Origin of the sequence: Arcobacter roscoffensis, from assembly GCF_024267655.1 — a bacterium.
Classification (GTDB): Bacteria; Campylobacterota; Campylobacteria; order Campylobacterales; family Arcobacteraceae; genus Arcobacter_B; species Arcobacter_B roscoffensis.
This window is the reverse complement of the sequence record NZ_CP100595.1, coordinates 2827289-2848009: the sequence shown is the minus strand read 5'-3', so window position 1 is coordinate 2848009 and position 20721 is coordinate 2827289. Positions and strand designations below refer to the sequence as shown.

Annotated in this window: 21 protein-coding genes, 1 pseudogene and 1 riboswitch; of the genes and pseudogenes, 15 read left to right on the top strand and 7 right to left on the bottom strand. The window is 28.0% G+C overall.

From position 1 onward, the window contains the following. Nucleotides 1–13: 13 nt before the first annotated feature. Nucleotides 14–661: a CsgG/HfaB family protein gene (locus NJU99_RS13480; protein WP_254576427.1), complete on the bottom strand. Its 648-nt coding sequence runs from the start codon at nt 659–661 to the stop codon at nt 14–16. Nucleotides 662–794: 133 nt separating this feature from the next. Here NJU99_RS13480 and acpS point away from each other — a divergent pair, with 133 nt between their 5' ends. After that, on the top strand, nt 795–1145 hold the full coding sequence (acpS, locus tag NJU99_RS13475) for a holo-ACP synthase (RefSeq protein ID WP_254576426.1): 351 nt from the start codon (nt 795–797) through the stop codon (nt 1143–1145). Between the two features lie 34 nt (nt 1146–1179). Here the strand turns inward: acpS and ruvX are convergent, their stop codons facing one another. Continuing rightward, nucleotides 1180–1560, bottom strand: coding sequence for a Holliday junction resolvase RuvX (ruvX, locus tag NJU99_RS13470; RefSeq protein ID WP_254576425.1), 381 nt, complete (start codon nt 1558–1560; stop codon nt 1180–1182). Between the two features lie 65 nt (nt 1561–1625). Between ruvX and serB the strand changes: the two genes are divergently transcribed. The 3 genes from serB to NJU99_RS13455 all read left to right on the top strand — a co-directional run bounded on the left by serB (nt 1626) and on the right by NJU99_RS13455 (nt 4759). After that, nucleotides 1626–2246 (top strand): phosphoserine phosphatase SerB, encoded by a 621-nt coding sequence (gene serB, locus NJU99_RS13465; protein WP_254576424.1) that lies wholly within the window; start codon nt 1626–1628, stop codon nt 2244–2246. Nucleotides 2247–2257: 11 nt separating this feature from the next. Further along, nucleotides 2258–3250 carry a transaldolase gene (locus NJU99_RS13460; protein WP_254576423.1) on the top strand — a complete coding sequence of 331 codons (993 nt, stop codon included), beginning with the start codon at nt 2258–2260 and terminating at the stop codon, nt 3248–3250. A 144-nt stretch (nt 3251–3394) separates the two neighbouring features. Continuing rightward, nucleotides 3395–4759, top strand: coding sequence for a class II 3-deoxy-7-phosphoheptulonate synthase (locus tag NJU99_RS13455; protein WP_254576422.1), 1365 nt, complete (start codon nt 3395–3397; stop codon nt 4757–4759). 61 nt (nt 4760–4820) lie between these two features. Here the strand turns inward: NJU99_RS13455 and NJU99_RS13450 are convergent. Together NJU99_RS13450 and gatC are read right to left on the bottom strand one after the other, a co-directional pair. Further along, a pseudogene (locus tag NJU99_RS13450) lies at nt 4821–5117 on the bottom strand (arsenate reductase family protein); the annotation flags it as partial. Between the two features lie 62 nt (nt 5118–5179). Beyond that, nucleotides 5180–5470: an Asp-tRNA(Asn)/Glu-tRNA(Gln) amidotransferase subunit GatC gene (gatC, locus tag NJU99_RS13445; RefSeq protein ID WP_254576420.1), complete on the bottom strand. Its 291-nt coding sequence runs from the start codon at nt 5468–5470 to the stop codon at nt 5180–5182. Nucleotides 5471–5688: 218 nt separating this feature from the next. Continuing rightward, nucleotides 5689–5764, top strand: a riboswitch (cyclic di-GMP riboswitch). Between the two features lie 80 nt (nt 5765–5844). On the opposite strand from gatC, the gene NJU99_RS13440 reads away from it, so the two are divergent. The 9 genes from NJU99_RS13440 to NJU99_RS13400 are packed head-to-tail and all read left to right on the top strand — an operon-like array spanning nt 5845 to nt 14772. After that, nucleotides 5845–6039, top strand: a complete 195-nt coding sequence (locus tag NJU99_RS13440; protein WP_254576419.1) for a hypothetical protein — start codon at nt 5845–5847, stop codon at nt 6037–6039. A 51-nt stretch (nt 6040–6090) separates the two neighbouring features. Then, nucleotides 6091–6519, top strand: coding sequence for a prepilin peptidase (locus NJU99_RS13435; RefSeq protein ID WP_254576418.1), 429 nt, complete (start codon nt 6091–6093; stop codon nt 6517–6519). A gap of 36 nt (nt 6520–6555) precedes the next feature. Beyond that, nucleotides 6556–8145 carry a CpaE/TadZ family protein gene (locus NJU99_RS13430; protein WP_254576417.1) on the top strand — a complete coding sequence of 530 codons (1590 nt, stop codon included), beginning with the start codon at nt 6556–6558 and terminating at the stop codon, nt 8143–8145. After that, nucleotides 8145–9746 (top strand): TadA family conjugal transfer-associated ATPase, encoded by a 1602-nt coding sequence (locus NJU99_RS13425; RefSeq protein WP_254576416.1) that lies wholly within the window; start codon nt 8145–8147, stop codon nt 9744–9746. The genes NJU99_RS13430 and NJU99_RS13425 overlap by 1 nt, the downstream gene beginning before the upstream one ends. 3 nt (nt 9747–9749) lie before the next feature. After that, on the top strand, nt 9750–10676 hold the full coding sequence (locus NJU99_RS13420) for a type II secretion system F family protein (protein ID WP_254576415.1): 927 nt from the start codon (nt 9750–9752) through the stop codon (nt 10674–10676). Then, a complete protein-coding gene (locus NJU99_RS13415) occupies nt 10676–11518 on the top strand; it encodes a type II secretion system F family protein (RefSeq protein WP_254576414.1) in 843 nt (280 codons plus the stop codon). Before NJU99_RS13420 ends, NJU99_RS13415 begins: the two co-directional genes overlap by 1 nt. An 18-nt stretch (nt 11519–11536) precedes the next feature. Then, entirely contained in the window at nt 11537–12742 is a 1206-nt protein-coding gene (locus NJU99_RS13410) for a hypothetical protein (RefSeq protein WP_254576413.1), read from the top strand. Continuing rightward, complete coding sequence (locus NJU99_RS13405; protein ID WP_254576412.1) at nt 12739–13182, top strand: TadE/TadG family type IV pilus assembly protein; 444 nt, start codon at nt 12739–12741, stop codon at nt 13180–13182. Before NJU99_RS13410 ends, NJU99_RS13405 begins: the two co-directional genes overlap by 4 nt. A 9-nt stretch (nt 13183–13191) precedes the next feature. Next, a complete protein-coding gene (locus NJU99_RS13400; protein ID WP_254576411.1) occupies nt 13192–14772 on the top strand; it encodes a type II and III secretion system protein in 1581 nt (526 codons plus the stop codon). Between the two features lie 9 nt (nt 14773–14781). Here the strand turns inward: NJU99_RS13400 and tgt are convergent, their stop codons facing one another. After that, nucleotides 14782–15903 (bottom strand): tRNA guanosine(34) transglycosylase Tgt, encoded by a 1122-nt coding sequence (tgt, locus tag NJU99_RS13395; RefSeq protein WP_254576410.1) that lies wholly within the window; start codon nt 15901–15903, stop codon nt 14782–14784. 43 nt (nt 15904–15946) lie between these two features. Beyond that, nucleotides 15947–16429 carry a response regulator gene (locus NJU99_RS13390; protein ID WP_254576409.1) on the bottom strand — a complete coding sequence of 161 codons (483 nt, stop codon included), beginning with the start codon at nt 16427–16429 and terminating at the stop codon, nt 15947–15949. A 125-nt stretch (nt 16430–16554) separates the two neighbouring features. Between NJU99_RS13390 and NJU99_RS13385 the strand changes: the two genes are divergently transcribed. Both NJU99_RS13385 and NJU99_RS13380 read left to right on the top strand, forming a co-directional pair. After that, a complete protein-coding gene (locus tag NJU99_RS13385) occupies nt 16555–18003 on the top strand; it encodes a TolC family protein (protein ID WP_254576408.1) in 1449 nt (482 codons plus the stop codon). Between the two features lie 70 nt (nt 18004–18073). Continuing rightward, nucleotides 18074–19645: an ATP-binding protein gene (locus NJU99_RS13380; RefSeq protein ID WP_254576407.1), complete on the top strand. Its 1572-nt coding sequence runs from the start codon at nt 18074–18076 to the stop codon at nt 19643–19645. Here the strand turns inward: NJU99_RS13380 and NJU99_RS13375 are convergent. Then, a complete protein-coding gene (locus NJU99_RS13375) occupies nt 19634–20605 on the bottom strand; it encodes a hypothetical protein (protein ID WP_254576406.1) in 972 nt (323 codons plus the stop codon). The two genes, NJU99_RS13380 and NJU99_RS13375, sit on opposite strands and share 12 nt — an antisense overlap. Nucleotides 20606–20721 lie beyond the last annotated feature (116 nt).

Below are 20721 nucleotides of genomic sequence, written 5' to 3'. Positions count from 1 at the left end.
TTATAATACCTTTTTAATGAACTTTTTTTGTTAAGTTATTTACTGCTTCATTAATTGCTAAACTTAAAACTTTGTCATTTAAAGTTGCATCATAACCAGCTGTTCCACCAAATCCAATAATCTCTCTATTTGATAATGCAAATTCTCCTGCACCTTGAGATGAATATACTACAGCAGTAGTACTAACATCAATAACATTTAGATTAACTTTTGCATAAGCCACTTGTTTTTTACCTTTTCCTAGTATTCCAAAAAACTGGTGATCACCTACAGTTTTTCTACCAAATTCTACTACATCCCCTGTAATAACATATTTAGCACCTTTTATATTTTGATTTACTTTTGAAAAGTTACTTTCTTGTTTTAATACACTTAAGTTTGTTCTATCAAGAACTAAGAAATGACCACTTTGTTGCAAACTTGTAGTTAATATTGTTTGTGCTTGATTCCCTAATCTATCTTTACCATTTGAAAATATACCATTGTTGTATGCAGATCTATTATCAAATCTACCAATTGAAATCATCATCTTTTTACCATTGTATGATACTCTTTCAACTTTATTTTCTGGTACTTTTATAGAGTGTGAACTTTCTGTTGCACAACCACTAAATAGTGTAATTAAAGCTGTAGTTATTAAAGCAACTTTTAATTTTGACATTGTTTTGTTTCCTTATATTATTTTATTATTTTTATTTTATCTAAAATAAAATTAATTATTGTATAAAATAATTTACATATAATTTATGTGAAACAACGCTATAATTATTAAATTGAATATATAGGTTAAAATAATGATAGGTATAGATGTAGCTTCTGTTGATAGAATAAAAAGAATGCATGAGAAGTTTGGGCGAAAGGCTTATGAAAGATTTTTAGATGATGAGGAAATTGCGCTTATAAAAAGACCTGAAAGCGCTGCTGGTTTTTGGGCTGCTAAAGAGGCTGCTTCAAAGGCTTTGGGTACTGGTATTGGTAAAGAGTGTGGTTTTCATGATATTAAAATCAAAAAATCAAAGCTTGGTGCTCCAAAAATAAAATACAAAAAAGAAATAAGAAAAAAGTATAAGATTAAAAAGTCTTATTTATCTATTACTCATGACCAAGGCTTAGCAATTGCTGTGGTTCACAACACTAAAAAGTAGAGTTTAAACTTGAATTTTTTAGAGATATTTAGTATTAGTTCTTTGCTAAATATCTCTCTAGTATAATTTTTGCAGCAAGGGAGTCAACTCTTCCATCTCTTTTGTATTTAATTTGGCCTTTCATCATATCTTCGGCTTCTATTGAACTCATGTTTTCTTCTTGAAATTCATAAGGTATATCAAGTTCTAGTAGTTTAACAAAGTGGTTTATTCTTTTTTGCATATCTTCACTGGCACTTGGAAATCCAACTATTAATTTTTCTATTTCCCACTCTTTTAAAAAAGCATTTACATCATTTGAGGCTTGATTTCTATTTTTTCGCAATATTGCTTCTTGTGGCGTAACAATATCTGAGCCAACACAAATTGCAACTCCTATTCTTTTAAGTCCTATATCAATGCAAGCTAATTTCAATCAGTTTCCTTTAGTTAATTTTAGATATTATTATAACCTTTAAAGAATAAAACTAGGGAAAATTAATGAAATTAGCTGTATTTGATTTTGATTCAACACTTATGGATGGAGAAACTATTGACTTTCTTGCAAAGCCTTTAGGATTAGAGGAAAAAGTTGCAGGAATTACTGAAAAAGCAATGGCTGGAGAGTTAGACTTTTTTGAATCTTTAATTGAAAGAGTATCTTTACTTGAAGGTTTAGAGTATGCTAAAGCTGTTGAGATTTGTAAAGATTTACCTTTAATGCCAGGGGCATATGAGATTATTCCTGAACTTAAAAAGATGGGATATAAAGTAGTATGTTTTTCAGGTGGATTTAGAATAGGAACATCTCCTGCAAAAGATAAGCTAGGACTTGATGCTGATTTCTCAAATGTATTACATGAAAGAGATGGTATCTTAACTGGACTTGTTGGTGGAGATATGATGTTTGGATATTCAAAAGGTGATATGATTCAAAGATTACAAAATATTTTAGGTGTTTCAAAAGCTGATACTTTAGTGTGTGGTGATGGTGCAAATGACTTATCAATGTTCGCTCATGCTGATACTAGAGTTGCTTTTTGTGCTAAAGAAGTATTAAAGAAAGAAGCTAATATTATAGTCGACACAAAAGACTTAACAAAAATCTTAGATAATTTATAAGGGAAACAAACATGAGTTTAAAAGAAGAAATTAACTACTCTTTATGGTGTGATTTTATTGAAAGAGATTTCTTAGAAAATAGATTTCAAGAGATTATTAAAGATGAAGTGATCCAAGGGGCTACTTCAAATCCTGCAATTTTTGCATCATCTATCACTAACTCGGTTGCATATAAACAACAACTTGATATGTTACAAGCAAACAATGCTAAAACAATTTATGAAGAGTTAGCTTTAACTGATATTAAAAGAGCTGCTTGTTTACTTGATGAATTACATAAAAATGATGCAGATGATGGGTTTATCTCTATTGAAGTTGACCCAACACTTTGTGATGATGCACATGGTACAATAGAAGAAGGTATTAGATTACATAATTCTATTGGTGCTGATAATGTAATGATTAAAGTTCCTGCTACACAAGCTGGGTATATTGCAATGAGAGAGTTAACATCAAGAGGTATTCATGTAAATGCAACACTTATTTTCTCAGTTGATCAAGCTATTAAATGTGCTCAAGCTTTAGATGAGGGAATTAAAGAATCAAATAAAGATATAAAAGCTGTAATTTCTGTATTTGTTTCAAGATTTGATAGATTATGTGACAGTGATTTCATTTCAAAAGGTTTAGAAGCTTCAAAACTTGGAATTGTAAATGCAACAAAGTGTTACCATGAAGTAAATAAGTTTGAAAACAAAAACATAAGAACACTTTTTGCAAGTACTGGTGTAAAAGGTGACGATTTAGAGCCTTCTTATTATGTTGATAATTTAATCTATCCAAACTCAGTGAATACTGCTCCTTTAGCAACTATTGAAGATTGGGTGCAGGTTGGTTCAAAAGAAGAGTCTGATATTATGACAGAAAAACAGTGCGATGAGTACTTCCAATTATTAGAAGAAAAAGGTGTTAATATGAAAGACATCTATGAAAAACTTTTAACAGAAGGACTTGATGCTTTTAAGGTATCTTTTAAAGAATTACTTTCAAAATTAGTAGCATAAATTTTAGGCATATTAGAAACTCTAATATGCCAAAGCTTACATAAGCCCCTATATAGTTACAATTTAGTAACAAAATCAAATTTTTTTATTAAGTATACTTTGGATAAAATCACTTATTATTAAATTAACAAAAAAGGCAAAGAAATGAAAACTTGGAATCCAAGTAGTTGGAGAGATTTTCCAATCAAACAACAACCAACATATAATGATTTAGAAAAATTAAAAAAAGTAGAGAATGAACTAGCTTCATATCCACCTTTAATTTTTGCAGGTGAAGCACTAAGTCTAAAAAGTAAGTTAGCAGATGTTGTAAATGGAAAGGCTTTTCTTTTACAAGGGGGAGATTGTGCTGAATCATTTGCTTCATTTGATGCAAATAACATTAAAGATTTATTTAAAGTTATGATGCAAATGGCAGTAGTTTTAACTTTCTCTGGTGGATGTCCAGTAGTAAAAGTTGGAAGAGTTGCTGGTCAGTTTGCAAAACCAAGAAGTTCAGACTTTGAAGAGATTAATGGTATTTCTTTACCTTCATATAGAGGTGATATTGTAAATGATATGGCTTTTACAGAAAAAGCTAGAAATCCAAAAGCTAAGAAATTATTAAAAGCTTACAATCAAAGTGCTGCAACTATGAACCTTTTAAGAGCATTTTCAAGAGGTGGTATGGCTGATTTAAATCAAGTTCAATTATGGAATTTAGGTTTCTTAAAAGACCATGAACTAGATGAAAGATACCAAAATGTATCAAATAGAATTTCAGAAGCACTTAATTTTATGAAGTCATGTGGTATCACAAGTGAAAATACTGCTCAATTAAGTGAAACATCACTGTTTACTTCACATGAAGCACTTTTACTTAACTATGAAGAAGCACTTACAAGAAAAGATTCAATCACTGGTGATTGGTTTAACTGTGCTGCTCATATGTTATGGATAGGGGATAGAACAAGAGATTTAAAAGATGCTCATATTGAGTATTTTAGAGGTATAAAAAACCCGATTGCTTGTAAAGTTGGACCTTCTATGAGAGAAGATGAATTAATTCAATTAATTGACAAATTAAACCCAGAAAATGAAGCAGGAAGATTAAATCTTATTGTTAGAATGGGTGCAAATAAAATTGAAGATCACTTCCCTAAATTATTAGCAAGAGTTAAAAAAGAAGGGAAAAATGTATTATGGTCATCTGATCCAATGCATGGAAATACTATCAAAACTGATAATGGCTACAAAACAAGAGATTTTGAAGCTATTTTAAGTGAAGTGCGAAAATTCTTCCAAATTCATAGAGCAGAGGGAACATATGCAGGTGGTATTCACTTAGAAATGACAGGACAAGATGTAACTGAATGTACAGGTAGTGCAAGTTCTGCTATTACAAAAGAAGGATTAGCAAGTAGATACCATACTCAATGTGATCCAAGATTAAATGCTGACCAAGCTTTAGAGTTAGCATTTATGATTGCTGATACTTTAAAAGAAGCAAGAAAAGATATAATAGTTTAATTTATATCTTTTTACAGTACATAAAAAAAGGGAAAGATTTTAAATCTTTCCCTTTTTTTTATTATAAAAATTTAGCTTTATAATCATCCTCATTGAAACCAATAACTACATCATTGCTTAGTTCAACTATAGGTCTTTTTAAAAGCATTGGCTCTTTACATAACCACTCAAACTTACCTTGCTCGTCAAGATTAAGCTCTTTTAACTTTAAACTTCTATATTTAGTTCCTCTACTATTGAAAACTAAATCAATACCCGCTTTTTCAATCCAAAACTCGATAGAAGTTGAAGTAGGTGTTTCTTTTTTAGTATCAAAGAATTCTACTTCTATATTGTTGTCCTTAAAAAACCTTAAGGCTTTTCTAACAGAGTTTCAGGTTTTAATTCCGTAAACCTTAAACATTGTTTTCCTTTTATTTATTACTCAATAATCTTTGGAACTTTAAAGTATCCATCTTCTGACTCAGGAGCATTTTTTAAAATATGATTTGATAACTCTAAATCTTGTTTAGCCTCATCTTCTCTTAAAGGTGTTCCACCTTCAACAGTGCTAAATGTAGCTTCAATTTTTGATACATCAATCTCATTTAAATTTTCAACGAAGTTGATAATATCAGCTAGTTCAGATTTTAAGTTCTCTTTTCTTGACTCATCAATCTCTAAACTAGAAAGTCTTGATAATTTCTCAATTAGTTTATCATCTACAGTCATAGTTTTCCTTATTCTTGTATATAAAAGGGATTATATCTAAAAAGAGTTTGTAGAGGCTTTAAGCAGAAATCAAACAATTTATATAACTAAGATACAATAATTACAATGATAATAAATAACAAAGTTATAAAAATTATTTAAATACATGTAAATAATACTTTTATGATACATTTAAGTAATAGTTAAGAGTATATGTGTAACAATTACAATAACGACATATTAGTGATAGCCAAACTTATCGTGAGGTAAGGACGGAAAGCCACGGGTCTTGATTGAGATAGCCGGGTTGCATTCTTATTTATTATTTAATAAAAATTGCAATACTGACTACCTTTAAAAATAACTTTAATACTTATCAAAGCAAGGAGAACAAAATGTTAGATTTTTTAAAAAGAAGATTAAAAAGTGAAAAAGGTGCAATGGATAAAATTCTTGTAACTTTATTATTAGTAATTGTTGGTGTTGGAGCAGTAGTTGGTCTAAATACTTGGGTAGATGGTGAAAAAACAAAAGTTGAAACAGCAGCAACTAATAAAATTACTGAAGTAACTGGTTCTACTTCTGAGTAGTATTTAAGTAAAAAGGCTTAAGCCTTTTGCTTAATACTTGAAAAGACAAATGTGTTTGCAATAATCTTTTATATATTTTCTACAGTTTTATCATATACTGACTACAAAAAATACTTAGTACCAAATAATATTTTACTTACAATGGCAATAATGCTTTTAATATTTGGTTTTTTTGAATCGAAAATATATATAAGTTCTATTGTTTTATCTTTAGTTGTTCTTCTTTTTTTTATTACTCTTATGCTTATAAATAGGCAAATGATACTTGGTGGTGGAGACATAAAATATATGATGCTTGTAGCACTATTTTTAGGATTAAAACCCTTTGCGGTTTTTCTAATAATTACAGGTTTACTTCAAACTATAGTTTTATTATTTATGCAAAAGGTGAAGAAAAGAAGAGTTGCTGCTATGGTACCAGTTATGTTTATTTCTGTTATAATAGTAAATATATTAAGTTATTTGAATATATTTTTGTAAAGAATATAATCTTCAAAGATGAAATTAGGAAGAAATATGACATTAGATGATTTTAAAGATAAACTTGATTCAAATAAAGAAAATAGTATTTTAAACACTCAAATACAAGAGGCTTTAGAACTATTTGCAGATCTTACAAATTTAGATGATATTTCATATTATAAATATGAATATGAATATAACAATTTCTTTCATAACTTAACTATTGATAAAGATGGAAATGTTCTTGATGAAAAAAGCCATGAAGACCAGAAATACAAAATTACATTAAGAAAAGATAAGCTTGTATATGGATATATTTCAATAAATAAAAGAATAAAATCTAGTTCAATTATAAAAAAACTTCTAAATAAACTAATAAAATATCTAAATAAACAAAAAGAGTTAGAGAAAAAACTTTTAGGTTCAGATGTATCTTTTAATATATTTTTATTCCACGATGATACTTTAGATATGTTTGCACAAAATCTAAAAGGTGGCTTAGAAGGACTTTTCAATGTAGATGTTATAGTTGATAACTCAATTGAAAAACATATCTCAACAATTAAAAATAAAGAAACAAAACATATAATTGTTTATTTGATTGATGATGAAAGAAATATTAAAAAATATGAATCCGTAATTAAATCACTAAATGAATTAATAATTGTAATAGGTCCAAATGATCATAAACTATCGATGTATTGTGGAAAATTAGGTATTCAAAACTATATTTCAATAAATGAATTTAAAGCTGAAGCAATAAAAGAAATAATTTTAAATACAAGAAATGAACTTCTAAATAAAAACAAATACGGTAATAAAATCATAGCTTTAAGTGGAATATCTGGGGGTATTGGAACTACAACTATTGGTATGAATATGTCTGATTTACTATCACAAAATTTACCTGATAAAAATATTTTATATATTGATTTATCAACTACAAAAGCTGTGAGCAATTTATTTTTACAAAAAAACCCGCTCCCAAATAAAACTATAGTTGATTTAATAAATACAAGTGAATTTCATTTAGAGAATAATCTACAAAATGGTTTATCTAAAATCCGTGAAAACTTTTATTGTGTTACTGGAATACAAAAGCATATAGATAAAGAGTATATAGAAAAAGATGTGTTTATTAGCAAACTTTTAGAGTATGTATCAAATTCAAGTGATTATTTCAATTTTATAATTATAGATTTAGGTTTAGCAGATGCTTCAAATCTAAAGACTACCATATATGATATTGTAAATGAAATATGGCTTTTGACTGAAATGAACCTTCCTCATATCTCAAAAGTAAAAACTTTTTATTCTTTGATGAAAAGAGCAGGTTTAAAAGAGAAAATATCATTTATTGTAAATAGATATGATTCACAAAATGCAATCTCTGTAAATGACGTAACTTCAATTTTAAATATGACAAGTGGAGATAAGATACAGTTTGATGACTATAAAATACCAAATGATTATAAGACTTTAGGTAAATGCTGGAATTACTGTGAGTTAGCAAGTCAAAGTGCAAAAGAGTCACTATTTATAGAAAAACTTGAAGATATTTTAAAGAAAAAAGAGTTCTATTACAGTGAAGATAAAAAAAGCAAAGAAGGATTCTTTTCATCTTTATTTAAAAAGAGTAAATAATGAGAAGTTTAAGAGATTTAATTGAAGACCAAGAAAAAAATAGCATTAGTTTAGATGATAGTGTTGTTGAAGAATCTACAGAAGAAGATTCACTTTTAAAAGAGACAAAAGAGAAAATTACAAAAATAAAAAAGCAAGCGGTAAACTCTTTATTAGAATTTCCTGAGATTTATACAAATAAAGAGTTGTATGATTTAGCCTTAAGAATAAATGATAGTTTTATGATGAACTTAAAATCAGACCAGAAAATTACTGAAGAAAACTTAGAAGAGGTTTTACCTGATTATATTCAATCATACAATAATGAATCAAGAGCTTTATCTAAAGAATATCTAGAAGATATAAAACAAATGATTATAAACAATATTGTAGGCTATGGACATATCTCTACTATATTTGATATTGCTAAAGATGGCTTAAATGATGTAATTATAAATACAAAAGATTATGTTGATATTATTTATAAAGGTAAGACGGAGCAAACACCTTTTACTTTTAGAAGTGAAGAAGAACTTAGAAAAATTATAGATAAAATGCTTGCTGAAAATAATAGAAAAATTGATGAAGCCCATCCTATTATTTCAAGTAAGTTAAATGATGGTTCAAGAGTAGAAGTTCAAATTCCTCCTATTGCTGCAAATGGCGGAAGTTGTGTGACAATTAGAAAATTTAATGAAATCCCACTTTTATTAGAGATGCTAATTGATGCAGGTCAGATGGATATGAAAATGGCATATTTCCTAGTAAAAGTTTCAAAAGGAAAATGTAATATTATTGTATCTGGTGGTACATCAAGTGGTAAAACAACTTTCTTAAATGCAATGACAAGGTTTGTAGATGGAAATGAACAACTTATGGTTATTGAAGATACAAAAGAGATGCAACCTCAAATGCCTTGTCATTCTATTAGATCTTATGAGTCAAGAATGGCAAATGAAGAGGGTAAAGGTGCTATTCCTTTAGAATATCTTTTAAGATCAGCATTAAGATCAAGTCCTAGAAGAATTATTGTAGGTGAGTGTAGGGGTCCTGAGATTGTAACAATGTTAAATGCTATGAATACTGGACATCCTGGTTCAATGACAACAGTTCATGCTGATAGTACAAAAGAAGCTCTTGTAAGAATTGAAAATATGTATTTAGAAGCCAGACCAAGCGCAAATATAAACTTTATTAGAACTCAAATTGTCTCAGCAGTTGATTTAATAATACAATTAGTTAGATTTCCAGATGGTACGAGAAAGTTAGTTGCTATTTCAGAGATTGAGCGAAGAATGGAAGATAATGGTGTCGTATCTTTAAATAATATCTTTGAGTTTAAAAGAGATACGAGTGATCTTAAAAAAACAAAAGGAGAGTTTCAAACTCTCGCAACTCCAACAAGAACTATTAATCAAATGAATATGTTTGGGGTTGATATTGATAAAAGAGTATTTGACCCAAATTTTGAAATGCCAAAATCAATGCTTATTGAAGCATTAGAAACAGATTTACCATCAGTTATGTGTGGTTGGAAGGATGAGTTTTTAAAAGTATTTATTGATAGAGATCCTCAACTTTTCCATAAATGGCCACACTTTTTAAAGATGAAAGAAGAGTAAGTTATGAGTAATTTAGTTCTATTTTTTATCATAGTAATTCCTATATTATTTATAAGTTTTGCTTTTTATTTATACTCATTTTATATAAAAATGAATCAACAAAAAGTAATTATAAATACATTAGTAAATACAAATAGTAAAATTTTAGATAATAATAGAACTGATAATGCTTTTGAAGATGATACAAATTTTTTAAGAAAAAAACTTAGGTTTGCTGGTTTTTCTACACAAGGTGCAGAGTATGTATTTTTACTTATTTGTGTTGGTTTTGGACTTCTAACAAGCTTTTTTATTTTTTTAATTGCAGGATCTATTCTTATATTTATATGTACATTTTTTATATTTATGGGTTTTCCTTACTTGGTTTTAGTAAATCTTATAAAAGCTAGACAAGAAGAGTTTAACTTCGCATTAAAAGAGATTATTGATAAGGTGACAAGTATGATGAGAAGTGGAGTAGGGTTTGAGCAAGCCTTAAAAAAATCAATTCTTACCTCAAAGTCAAAACTTGCACAAAAAGTTTTAGGTATTTATATAAATGAAAAATCAGTTATAGGTGAAGATAAATGCTTTGAAAAGATGTTTAAACTTATTGAGTCTAAAGAACTTAGAATTTTTTATCTTACTATTTCAATTGGTAGAAAATCAGGTGGTAAATTTTCAAATACTTTAGAAAAATTGAGAAAAACATTACATGACCAAGGGGAAATAAAACAAGAAATAACATCTTCTACAAAAGAGATAAAAGTGGGTACTTATATGATTATAGGACTTATTATTTTTACATATATTATGATGAATAGTGCATTAAATGATTCTCTAAATGCTCACTTTTTTGGTAGTGACACAGGTAAAATCCAAATGTTTTTTATTATTGTTTGGATTTCTTTTGGACTATTTGTAAATAGCTTACTAACAAAGATAAAATGATGGATAAAACACTTGTTGTATTTATATTAGCACCAATGTTAATAGCAGTTACGATAATCGTAGTTATGCTAATTTTACAAAGAAAAAAGCAACAAAAAAATATAGTGCTTCTTTCAAAGTTAGATAATAAAGCAATTATTGAAGAGCAAAAAAAAGGTGAAAATAAAAGTAATGATAGTTTGAATATGCAATTGATTCAAGCGGGAATTACTTATAAAGAGTACACAGAAGCAAGATTGCTTTTTGCTTTGATTGGAATAATTATTATGGGAGTGTTACCATTTTTCTTCTCTTTTATAGTGGGTGTATTTAGTGTAATCGCAGGTATTTTATGTATTACATTTGGAGGTAAGTTTTACCTATCAATTGCAAAAGCAGAGAGAATCGAAAAAATAGATAGAGATTTAGGTATTTTTCTTGATTTAGTAAATGTAATTCTTGAAGCAGGGGGAAGTTTAAAAAATGCCTTTTTTGAAGTTTCGAAAAGAGCTCATGGAATAATTGATGAAGAGTTATTAAAAGAGATTTCTATTTTAGAATATGAAATGACAAACTACTCTACTAAAGTTGCATATGAAAATCTTAAAAATAGGGTTGATAGTAGACAACTTGACAAGATAGTTGATTTTTTAATACTTAGTGAAGAAACAGGTATTGGAGTGAAAAATATTTTTACAATGCAATCAGATGATATGAGAAAAGAGAAATTCTATAAAATAAAAGGGAAGGTTAATACTTTAAATATGTATTTAATGCTGATTATTTTCCTTTTTGTTTTACCAGCATTTGGAGCATTTATTGTTTTCCCTATTATGGGTGGGACATTAACAATTGGAATATAAATTTAATAAGGATTTTACATGCAAGCTAACAAACAAATAATTATAATACTAATACTAGCCTCATTGCTATTTTCAGCACTTGGAGCTGCTTTTTATTTTTTCAAAAAAAATAAGCAAGCCCAAAAAAGTAAAAATGAACTTGTCACAATTTATATTGCAAAAGCTGATATACCAAAAGGTACTTTAATTACTGTAAAACAAATGGCCCAAACAAAAATAGCAAAGCAGTTTCTATTAAATAAACCATTGATGAAAAAAGAGATCATTGGAAAGTATACAAGTGAAAAAATCTTTAAAAATGAGATGTTCCTAAAACAAAAACTATCAACGCAAATTGAAAGAGAAAGAGCAAAAGTTCTTGACTTTACAAGTAGTAGTTATAATATGAAATTTGATATGTTTGATAACCCTAACTATACTCTTGTTCAAGGTGACTTTATAAATATTATATCTGTTTTACCAAAAGGACAGCCAAACAGTAAAGGTAAATACTTAGATTTTGATGTTCAGTATGTAGCAAAGAATATAAAGGTTTTAGGATTTATAAAAGATGGTTTAAACGAGTCTTCAAGTATTACCAAAGAGAAAATTAAAAAAGTGATAAAGAAAAAAGTAGTAGAAGAGTTAGTAAATGTAAAAGCAAATGAACTAATACTTGATATAAACCCAAATGTTTTAATTTCACTAATCAAAGATTACAATAAAGGTAATCAATTATGGATGGTAAAAACAAAAGAGTCTATACAAATAAAAGCTCTTGATGAAATGACAAAAGAAGAAACAAAAGAGCTTAAAAAAGAAATAAAAAAGTCTTTAGATAAAGAGACAAAGAAAGTAAAAAAAGCATATAAACCAAAAGTTTATAAATATCAATGGTATAAATCAAAAGTAAATACTATTACTAAAAGTGCAGTTATTGATTATACAAATGATAAAGGTGATAGTAAAACTAAAAAAAGAAGTGTAGAGATAAAAGTTGATTCTCAAAAAATATGTAATTCTATAAAAGATAAATTTATCATAGGAACATCTGCTAGATTTTATATAAGGAATGAACCAACAACTAGGTCAAGCAAAAAAAGTATTTTAGAAAAAAATACAATTATTCCTTATGTGGAAAAACTAGATACTTGGTATAGGACTTGTGATGGTCAATTTGTAAGCTCAAAAGTTGCAAATGAGATTTCATATTCAAAGGCAGTAGAAAAAGCAGGTAAAAGATGAAAAGTCAAACTCTAAAAAATAAACCTAACTTCAAAGATGCAGTAGTTGAGCAAATCATTTTATGGATTGTGATATTTATATCTTTTGTAAGCATTTTATTTTTTATTATTGATTATTCAAATGCACTAAAAGCTAGTGAAAATGCAGATTCAATTGCTAATTATACAGCAAGGATGGTAGCACTAGATGAAACTGAAAGCGATATTGCTGATGGTATTAATAGAATCAAGGGTGATTATGTACAAACAGTTACAACAGCTGGTATTTCTTGTACAGAAGATACAAGTGATTCAAGTAGACAAGTAATAGTAAATGTATCTGGAACATTGCCAAATAATATTATTCTAACAGGAAGTAATAATATAAACTCAAAAGCAGTGGTTTATAATGAGAGTAGTGAATATAAAAAAGAGTGTAGTTTAACACTTAGCTTTAACTAGGAGAGAGTTATGAAAGTAATATTAAAAAGTTTATTTATTTTATGTATATTTTTAAGTCTAGGAAATACCAACGAGCTTATAAGTACAAATCTACATGATAAAAATATATCAGTAAGTAAGGGTTCATTTAAAGTCTTTGAGTTCAAAAAGATGATTAAGAATATAAAAGTAAGTGATGAGTCTATGATAGATGTAGACTTTTTAGAAAATCATGAAAAACCATTGCAAGCTATAAAAGTGTTTACTAAAAAGCTTGGAAATGGAAATATCCTAGTTACTTTTTATGATTCAAGTTCATTACATATAAATATAAATATCACTGAGAATTTAAACACTATAGTTGAAGTTGCACATATAATAAGTCCTAAATTAAAAGTAAAACAAACTAATGGAAAAGTAATTTTAAGTGGAAGTGTAAAGAACCAAAAACAAAAAGACAAGATTTTAGATTTATTTAAAAAAGCAGGTATAAATCTAGAAACAGATTTGGTAGATTTAGCAACACTTGAAAATCCAGATAAGATGGTAAGAATAAAGCTTTATGCTGTTGAAGTAAATAATGATAAAGGGCTTGATTTAAAGAATAATTGGTTTGTATCAAGCAAGAACTATATGGAAGTTATTACAGATGATGGGAAATATTACAATGAAGCTTTAAACTCGTATAGTGCAGGTTATAAAGTAAATAATTATAAGGAAGTAGTTGACAATAATGGTAATACAACAGTTGTTCCTGATACTTGGACTTCAATTGATAGTAGTAAAAGAAGTTTAGTTAATAATCAAAGAAATACATTAGTAAATGGAGCTATTGATAATCTTATGAAAGATGCAGTATCCCTAACAGGTGGCTTAACTGGTGCTGCAAACTATCTTGGTAAATATTTTAATGCAGGTCTTACTTTAAACTACTTATCTTCAAAAGGTGTAGCTGAGGTTTTAGATGAAACAACACTTTTAACATTAGAAAATCAAGAAGCAGACTTTTTAGCAGGGGGTACTTTAAATATTAGAACTCAAACTACAACTTCTCAGGGTGTTCCTGCAACAGAGTTAAAAGAGATAAAGTATGGTTTACAACTAAACATAAAAGCTAAAAATATTGTAGATGAAAGATTTATAAAACTAAATATAATTACTAAATCAAGTGCTGCAGATTTTGCAAATACAGTTGATGGAATACCTAATATTACAGAAAAATCAATTACTACAAATGTAGTAGTAGCAAATAAATCAACTATAGTTTTAGGTGGTTTAATAAATAGAAAAAATGCAAGTGATATAGAAAAAATACCATTACTTGGGGATATTCCAGTATTAGGCTTTTTATTTACAAGTAAAGCTTTTAAAGAGGGGAAAAGTGAATTAGTATTTTTCATCACACCTGAAATAGTTGATCCAAAAGCAAACAATCAACAACAAGAGTTCTTACAAAAAACTACATTTACAAAAGCTATAGATGAAAAATTTGAAAGTGATAAAAAAGCAGTACAAAAAGAGAAAAACAAAAGTTTCAATAACAAAGAAAATACAAAAGAAGACTCTCAAAGCTTACATGAGCAAAGAGTAAAAGAGATTTTAGGATATTAAAAAAAGAGCTTATTTAGCTCTTTTTTCATAAAACTCAGCTCTAAATTCATCCCATCTATTCTCTAAAATAGCAGCTCTTGCTTGTTTCATAAGATTTAAATAGTAGTGAATATTGTGAATTGATGCAAGTCTAAAGTATGTCATTTCACCTGCTCTATAAAGATGATTTAAGTATGCTCTTGTGAAGTTTTGACAAGCATAACAATCACACTCTTCATCTATAGGTCTAGGGTCTTCTTTAAATTCAGCTTTTCTTATATTCATTCTTCCAAATGATGTAAATAAAGTACCATTTCTTGCATTTCTAGTAGGCATAACACAATCAAACATATCAACACCTCTATGGATGTTTTCTATTAAGTCCTCAGGAAGTCCAACACCCATAAGGTATCTTGGTTTATCTTCTGGCATAAACTGTGTTGTCCACTCAACTGTATCATACATATCTTGGTTTGGTTCACCTACACTTAATCCACCAATAGCATATCCATCATAATCAGTTAAAGAACATAACTGCTCGGCACTTAATTTTCTAAACTCTTTATCTGTTCCACCTTGAATAATTGCAAAGATATTTTGATCAACACCTATACCTTTTTCTTGTTGGCTTTTATGGTAAGTTATAGCTTCTTTTGCCCACTTTGTTGTTCTTTCAATTGATTCTTTAATTCTCTCACTAGTATTTGGAAGAGCAACTAAATCATCTAAAATCATCATAATATCACTACCTAAATCATATTGTGTATCAAGTACACTTTGCGGTGTAAAGTAGTGTTTACTTCCATCAATATGTGATTTAAACATAATACCATTATCATCAGGTTTTGAGTTGTCACTTAGTGAAAAGGCTTGAAATCCTCCACTATCTGTAAGAAATGAGTTTGGAAATTTTGAGAAACCATGAAGTCCACCAAGTTTTTTGATGATTTTACTTCCTGGTCTTAAATATAAATGGTATGTATTTCCAAGTATAATTTTTGCACCCATACTAAGTAGGTCATTTGCATCCATAGCTTTTACAGTTGCTTGAGTTCCTACTGGCATAAATACAGGTGTTTCAATAGTACTATGGGCTGTTTTTATAGTACAAGCCCTAGCTTTATTTTGTGTTGCATCGATTTTAAATTGCATATATTCTATCAACCTTGATTAAAATTTCGCAATTATATCTAAATTATCTTGATATTTTTTCTTCTAGTTGTTTTTTTAAACTCTCATTCTCTTCTTTTAGAGTTTTGATTTTTAGAAGTAATTCTTTTCTTTCATTTACAGGCTCAATGGCTTTTGAAATTGATTTAATAATATTTCTAATATCAATGGGTTTGATTATATAAGAGGTAACACCAAGTTCTATTGCCTGTTTTAAGTAGCTTATATCTTGGTGAGCGGTTGTGATTAAGACTGGCACATCTCTATTGATTTTTTTTATCTCCTCAATCATTTCTAAACCATCCATATTAGGCATAGAAAGATCAGTTACTATAATATCAATCTCTTCTTCATTGGCTTTAAATTTTTCTAAACCATCCATTCCATCAACTGCTGGGATAATTTTGGCATTTACAAGTTCTAATGTTACTATAGTGTTTTGTTGTATGGCATTGTCATCTTCTACATATAATACTGTTATGTCTTTTAGCATTTGTTCATTTATCATTATGTTTAGGCCTCTTTTGATATCTTATAGTATCTATACTTGTATAAAAAAGTTATTAAATCTAGCTTTAATTAATATTATTTAATTTTAGATATAATAATAAATATTTAACACAAAGGTCATAAATGAAATTACTTTTAGTTTTCATGCTAAGTATTAGTTTTTTATACTCAAAAGAATTAAAATCAATCACACTAGAAGAAGCTATTCAAATAGCTTTAGAAAACAATAAAAGAAATAAGGTTTCAAAACTAGCTTTAGAAGTTGCAAATGCTCAATACAATCAAGCATTAAGTGCAAACTATCCAACTATAAATGCTATGTTAGTGGGTATTAGAAAAGATGAAAGTCCTATTTATCAGCAAAGAGGTAGTTTTACTCTTTCATCAGAATTAACTAAGACTTTGGCTTTAGCTAATACTTTAAAAGAATCTAATGCAGTGGTAAGACAAGCACAACAAACTGCAATTGCAAATACTCCTGCAAGTGCTTTCCCTGCTGGAAGCATTAGTGCAGACTTAGATACAACAAGTTACGGTAGAGATACAGTAAAAGGCTCAATAAACCTACAATACCCAGTCTATACAGGTGGAAAAATCTCAGCTATTATAGAGCAAGCAAAACTAAATAAGCAAATTGCTTTTAATGCTATGAAAAGAGAAGAAGAAAGCGTAGTATTTGATACTAAGAAGTATTTCTATGGTTATGTTCTAACAAATGAATTACATAAAATCGCAAAAGACTCTTATGAGAGAATGCAATTTATTTCTGATTTAACAAAAAAGTTTTATGAAAGTGGTGAGTCTTTAACTGTTAAAAAGACAGATTATTTATCAGTTCAAGTTACAGTTACATTAATAGAATCAATAGTTTCAAAACTTGAAGCAAATAAAAATCTTGTAAAATCTGCACTTATAAACTCAATGGGTTTATCATGGGATAGTGATGTAAATATCTCTTATACAAGCAGACTTGTTCCTCCAAACTATACTCTTGCAAAATTAGTTGAAAAAGCATACTCTTCAAATAAAGATATAAATGAAATAGATATAGCCTTAAAAATAACAAGAGAGCAAATAAAAGAGAAAAAAGCAGGTCATTATCCAACTCTTGCTTTTATGGGTGAGGTTTCAAGAACTTATAATTCATATGAGTATGGTTTTTTAAATGAAGACCAAAGAAATAGATGGAATATAGGTTTTGCAGCAAACTTACCATTATTTGATGGCTTTAAAACTACAAGTGAAGTTGAAGAAAAAATTGCTGAAAAAAAGAAAATGTATCTAATAAAAGATATGTTAAAAGATGCTGTTGCTATGCAAGTAAAAAATGAGTTAACAAATGCACTGATTGGTTTTAAACAAATCAAAACACTTAAAAAAGCAAAAAAACTTGCTAAAGACAGTAGAGAATTAAATATAAGAGCTTATCAAATAGAAGCAGTTGAGCCAAAAGATGTAGTTCAAGCTCAATACATAGAAGCCTATGTAAAAGCAGATTATTTAAAGTATGTACATGATTATTTAATCTCATTAGCAAAAATAGATAAATTAGTAGGAAAAGAGTTAAAATAATATGGAAACAAATTACAGTAAAAATAAGCTATTTAAAAAAGTATATGTTCTTCTTTTTTTAGGAATCACCTTGATTACTATTATTTTTGCTGTAATTGGAGTGTCTTTACAGAAAAAAGCAGTATTAGAACTTATGCAGTCAGAAGCAAAAAGTTTAGCTCAATCTATTACTTTTGTAATTTCTAAATCTTTATTAATTGATGATGACTCCTCAATTATTGATTTTAATAAACAATATATAAAAAAAGCAGACAAAGTAAAAAATGTAATAATCTCAAAATCTAATGAAAAAGATTACTTCATAATTAGAAAAGAGTCTTGGGAACATAAACAAGAAATTAGTGAAACTTTTACTAAAATGCAAAAGAAAACGCCTATAAGTTCTATGGTTCATTCACCATTTTTAAATGAAGAAGTTTTTCACTATGTATATCCAATGGAAATATCAGGTATTACTTGGGGCTGGCTTCATATTAGTTTAGATTTAAAGAAATATTATGAAAAGTTAGAGCATCTTTATGCTCAGTATTTAGTGTTATTTTTCTCTTTTACATTTTTAGCTTTTGTAATTTCTTTTTATATAGCAAGAACTTTCGTTCGACCTATTGTTGAACTTAATAAAACAGTATCTCAAGTAAGTTCTGATAATTTAGATGTTATAAAAGTTGATAATGTTAGCAATGATGAGGTAGGAGAGTTAACTAAAGCTTTTAATTCTATGATTTCACAGCTTAGTACATCTCAAAAAAGTCTTAAAAAATATCAAGCAGATTTAGAAAAAAGAGTACAAGAAAGAACAGCAGATTTAGAAAAAGCAAATAAAAGTCTAAATGAAAAATCAGAACAACTAGAAGAGTTAAATAAAAACCTTGATACAAAAGTAAAAAAAGAGATTGAGAAAAGAAAAGAGCAAGAACAGATGCTTTTACAACAATCAAGACTTGCTGCAATGGGTGAAATGGTAGGAAATATTGCCCATCAATGGAGACAGCCTTTAAATGCTTTGGGAATTATTATTCAAAATATTGATTTATCTTATAAAATAGGAAAACTAAATGAAGAGTTTATGAAAAAATCAATTGATGAGTCTTTAGATTTAACTACTATGATGTCAAAAACTATTGATGATTTTAGAAACTTCTTTATTCCAAATAAGAAAAAAGAGAATTTTTTACTTCATGAGAGTTTAAATAGCTCATTGGAACTAATTGGTTCTACATTTAAAAACTATAATATTAGTGTGAAAAGAGATATTGACAAAGGCTTAGAGGTTTTTGGTTTTCCAAATGAGTTTGCTCAAGCTTTACTAAATATTTTGTCAAATGCAAAAGATGCTTTAATCGAAAAAAGAGTTGCAAAACCTGAAGTTTGTGTGAAGCTAAAAAAGCATGAAGATATGGGAAAAATATTTATAAGTGATAATGCTGGTGGAATAGACGAAGAAGTTATGCTTAAAATATTTGAACCATATTTCACTACAAAAGAGCAAGGAAAGGGTACTGGAATTGGTCTTTATATGTCAAAAATGATTATTGAACAAAATATGAAAGGTAAAATTTACGCTAAAAATATAGATAAGGGCGTGAGCTTTATTATTGAAATACCTTTAAAACAAAAAGATGAAGAAAAATTACTTAACTAGTTTTACTGTATCTTTTGTTTTTGTTCCAATGATTCTTAGTTGAAATTCAAATTGGTCATAATCACCATTAACTTTTTTATATGTTGTACTTGGATTTGCTAAAAGTTCAACTTCTATGAATTTATTAATTAATAGATTATCAGCTGTACTTCCACACTCAAATAGTGCCATATGCATTCTTGCACCTGTTAAATCGTAAGAGTTTTCTAAATTTTTAAAAGATTGACTTATTTGTTTAGGGTCATTATCTTGTTCTTTTGCTAGAGAATCAACTAAAGGAACACAAAAGTCTGTATATATGTCTGTTTCTAATACATCCTGATCATTACTTATAAAACCATCATCAGTATAAAAATATTTTATTTCATTTTTGAAATGTGACCAATTTGAATTACCTGATGCTGTACAAGCATTTCCTAAATCAACTCCATAAAATTCATCATAATCTGTATCTGCATATCCTCTATGACCACTTAGATTAAATGTTATTATATTGTCTTTAAATAAATGTGAATCATCACATCCATTTATTCCAAATGGTGATAAGTCTGATGTCTCTGTTAAGTCTGCTATTATTGCTACAGAGCTTGTGTTTAAATCAAAACTTGCTAAATCAAGGAATTTATACCAAAAGGTTTCATGTGTGTAATTTGGAAGTGAAACTGTTACTGTATAAGGGTCAGATATAAAATCCCAAGTATATGTGATTTCATCTTTTATTTGTGCACCAAGGGAAGTTTTAAGTAAGATATTATTTGCAATAGTTTCCGCATTATCTGTATCATTTTCAACATCAATATAGTATTTTGCAGCACTTAATGCAGCATTATTGGTTAAAGCTTTAAGTTTATAATATTTATTTCTAGCTTCAATATCATCTAGTATAGTCGCACCTATAATTATAAGGGTTGCGAAAAGAAAAATCCCTAACATAATTTGATCAATAAATGCTTTTTTCATGACTATCCTTTAGTAAAATATTATAGCATATTAAAATTGATTTTCTAAATATATTAAGCTATTTATTTTAGTTAAAATAATTAAATTGATATCAGTAAAACAGTAGATTTAAGTAT

Coding starts and splice junctions, on each gene's coding strand:
- tgt (WP_254576410.1), bottom strand. CDS start 15,903: ATGCAATTTAAAATCGATGCAACACAAAATAAAGCTAGGGCTTGTACT.
- NJU99_RS13405 (WP_254576412.1), top strand. CDS start 12,739: ATGAAAAGTCAAACTCTAAAAAATAAACCTAACTTCAAAGATGCAGTA.
- NJU99_RS13385 (WP_254576408.1), top strand. CDS start 16,555: ATGAAATTACTTTTAGTTTTCATGCTAAGTATTAGTTTTTTATACTCA.
- NJU99_RS13440 (WP_254576419.1), top strand. CDS start 5,845: ATGTTAGATTTTTTAAAAAGAAGATTAAAAAGTGAAAAAGGTGCAATG.
- NJU99_RS13415 (WP_254576414.1), top strand. CDS start 10,676: ATGGATAAAACACTTGTTGTATTTATATTAGCACCAATGTTAATAGCA.
- NJU99_RS13400 (WP_254576411.1), top strand. CDS start 13,192: ATGAAAGTAATATTAAAAAGTTTATTTATTTTATGTATATTTTTAAGT.
- NJU99_RS13375 (WP_254576406.1), bottom strand. CDS start 20,605: ATGAAAAAAGCATTTATTGATCAAATTATGTTAGGGATTTTTCTTTTC.
- NJU99_RS13410 (WP_254576413.1), top strand. CDS start 11,537: ATGCAAGCTAACAAACAAATAATTATAATACTAATACTAGCCTCATTG.
- serB (WP_254576424.1), top strand. CDS start 1,626: ATGAAATTAGCTGTATTTGATTTTGATTCAACACTTATGGATGGAGAA.
- NJU99_RS13420 (WP_254576415.1), top strand. CDS start 9,750: ATGAGTAATTTAGTTCTATTTTTTATCATAGTAATTCCTATATTATTT.
- NJU99_RS13480 (WP_254576427.1), bottom strand. CDS start 661: ATGTCAAAATTAAAAGTTGCTTTAATAACTACAGCTTTAATTACACTA.
- NJU99_RS13430 (WP_254576417.1), top strand. CDS start 6,556: ATGACATTAGATGATTTTAAAGATAAACTTGATTCAAATAAAGAAAAT.
- gatC (WP_254576420.1), bottom strand. CDS start 5,470: ATGACTGTAGATGATAAACTAATTGAGAAATTATCAAGACTTTCTAGT.
- acpS (WP_254576426.1), top strand. CDS start 795: ATGATAGGTATAGATGTAGCTTCTGTTGATAGAATAAAAAGAATGCAT.
- NJU99_RS13460 (WP_254576423.1), top strand. CDS start 2,258: ATGAGTTTAAAAGAAGAAATTAACTACTCTTTATGGTGTGATTTTATT.
- NJU99_RS13425 (WP_254576416.1), top strand. CDS start 8,145: ATGAGAAGTTTAAGAGATTTAATTGAAGACCAAGAAAAAAATAGCATT.
- NJU99_RS13455 (WP_254576422.1), top strand. CDS start 3,395: ATGAAAACTTGGAATCCAAGTAGTTGGAGAGATTTTCCAATCAAACAA.
- NJU99_RS13390 (WP_254576409.1), bottom strand. CDS start 16,429: ATGATAAATGAACAAATGCTAAAAGACATAACAGTATTATATGTAGAA.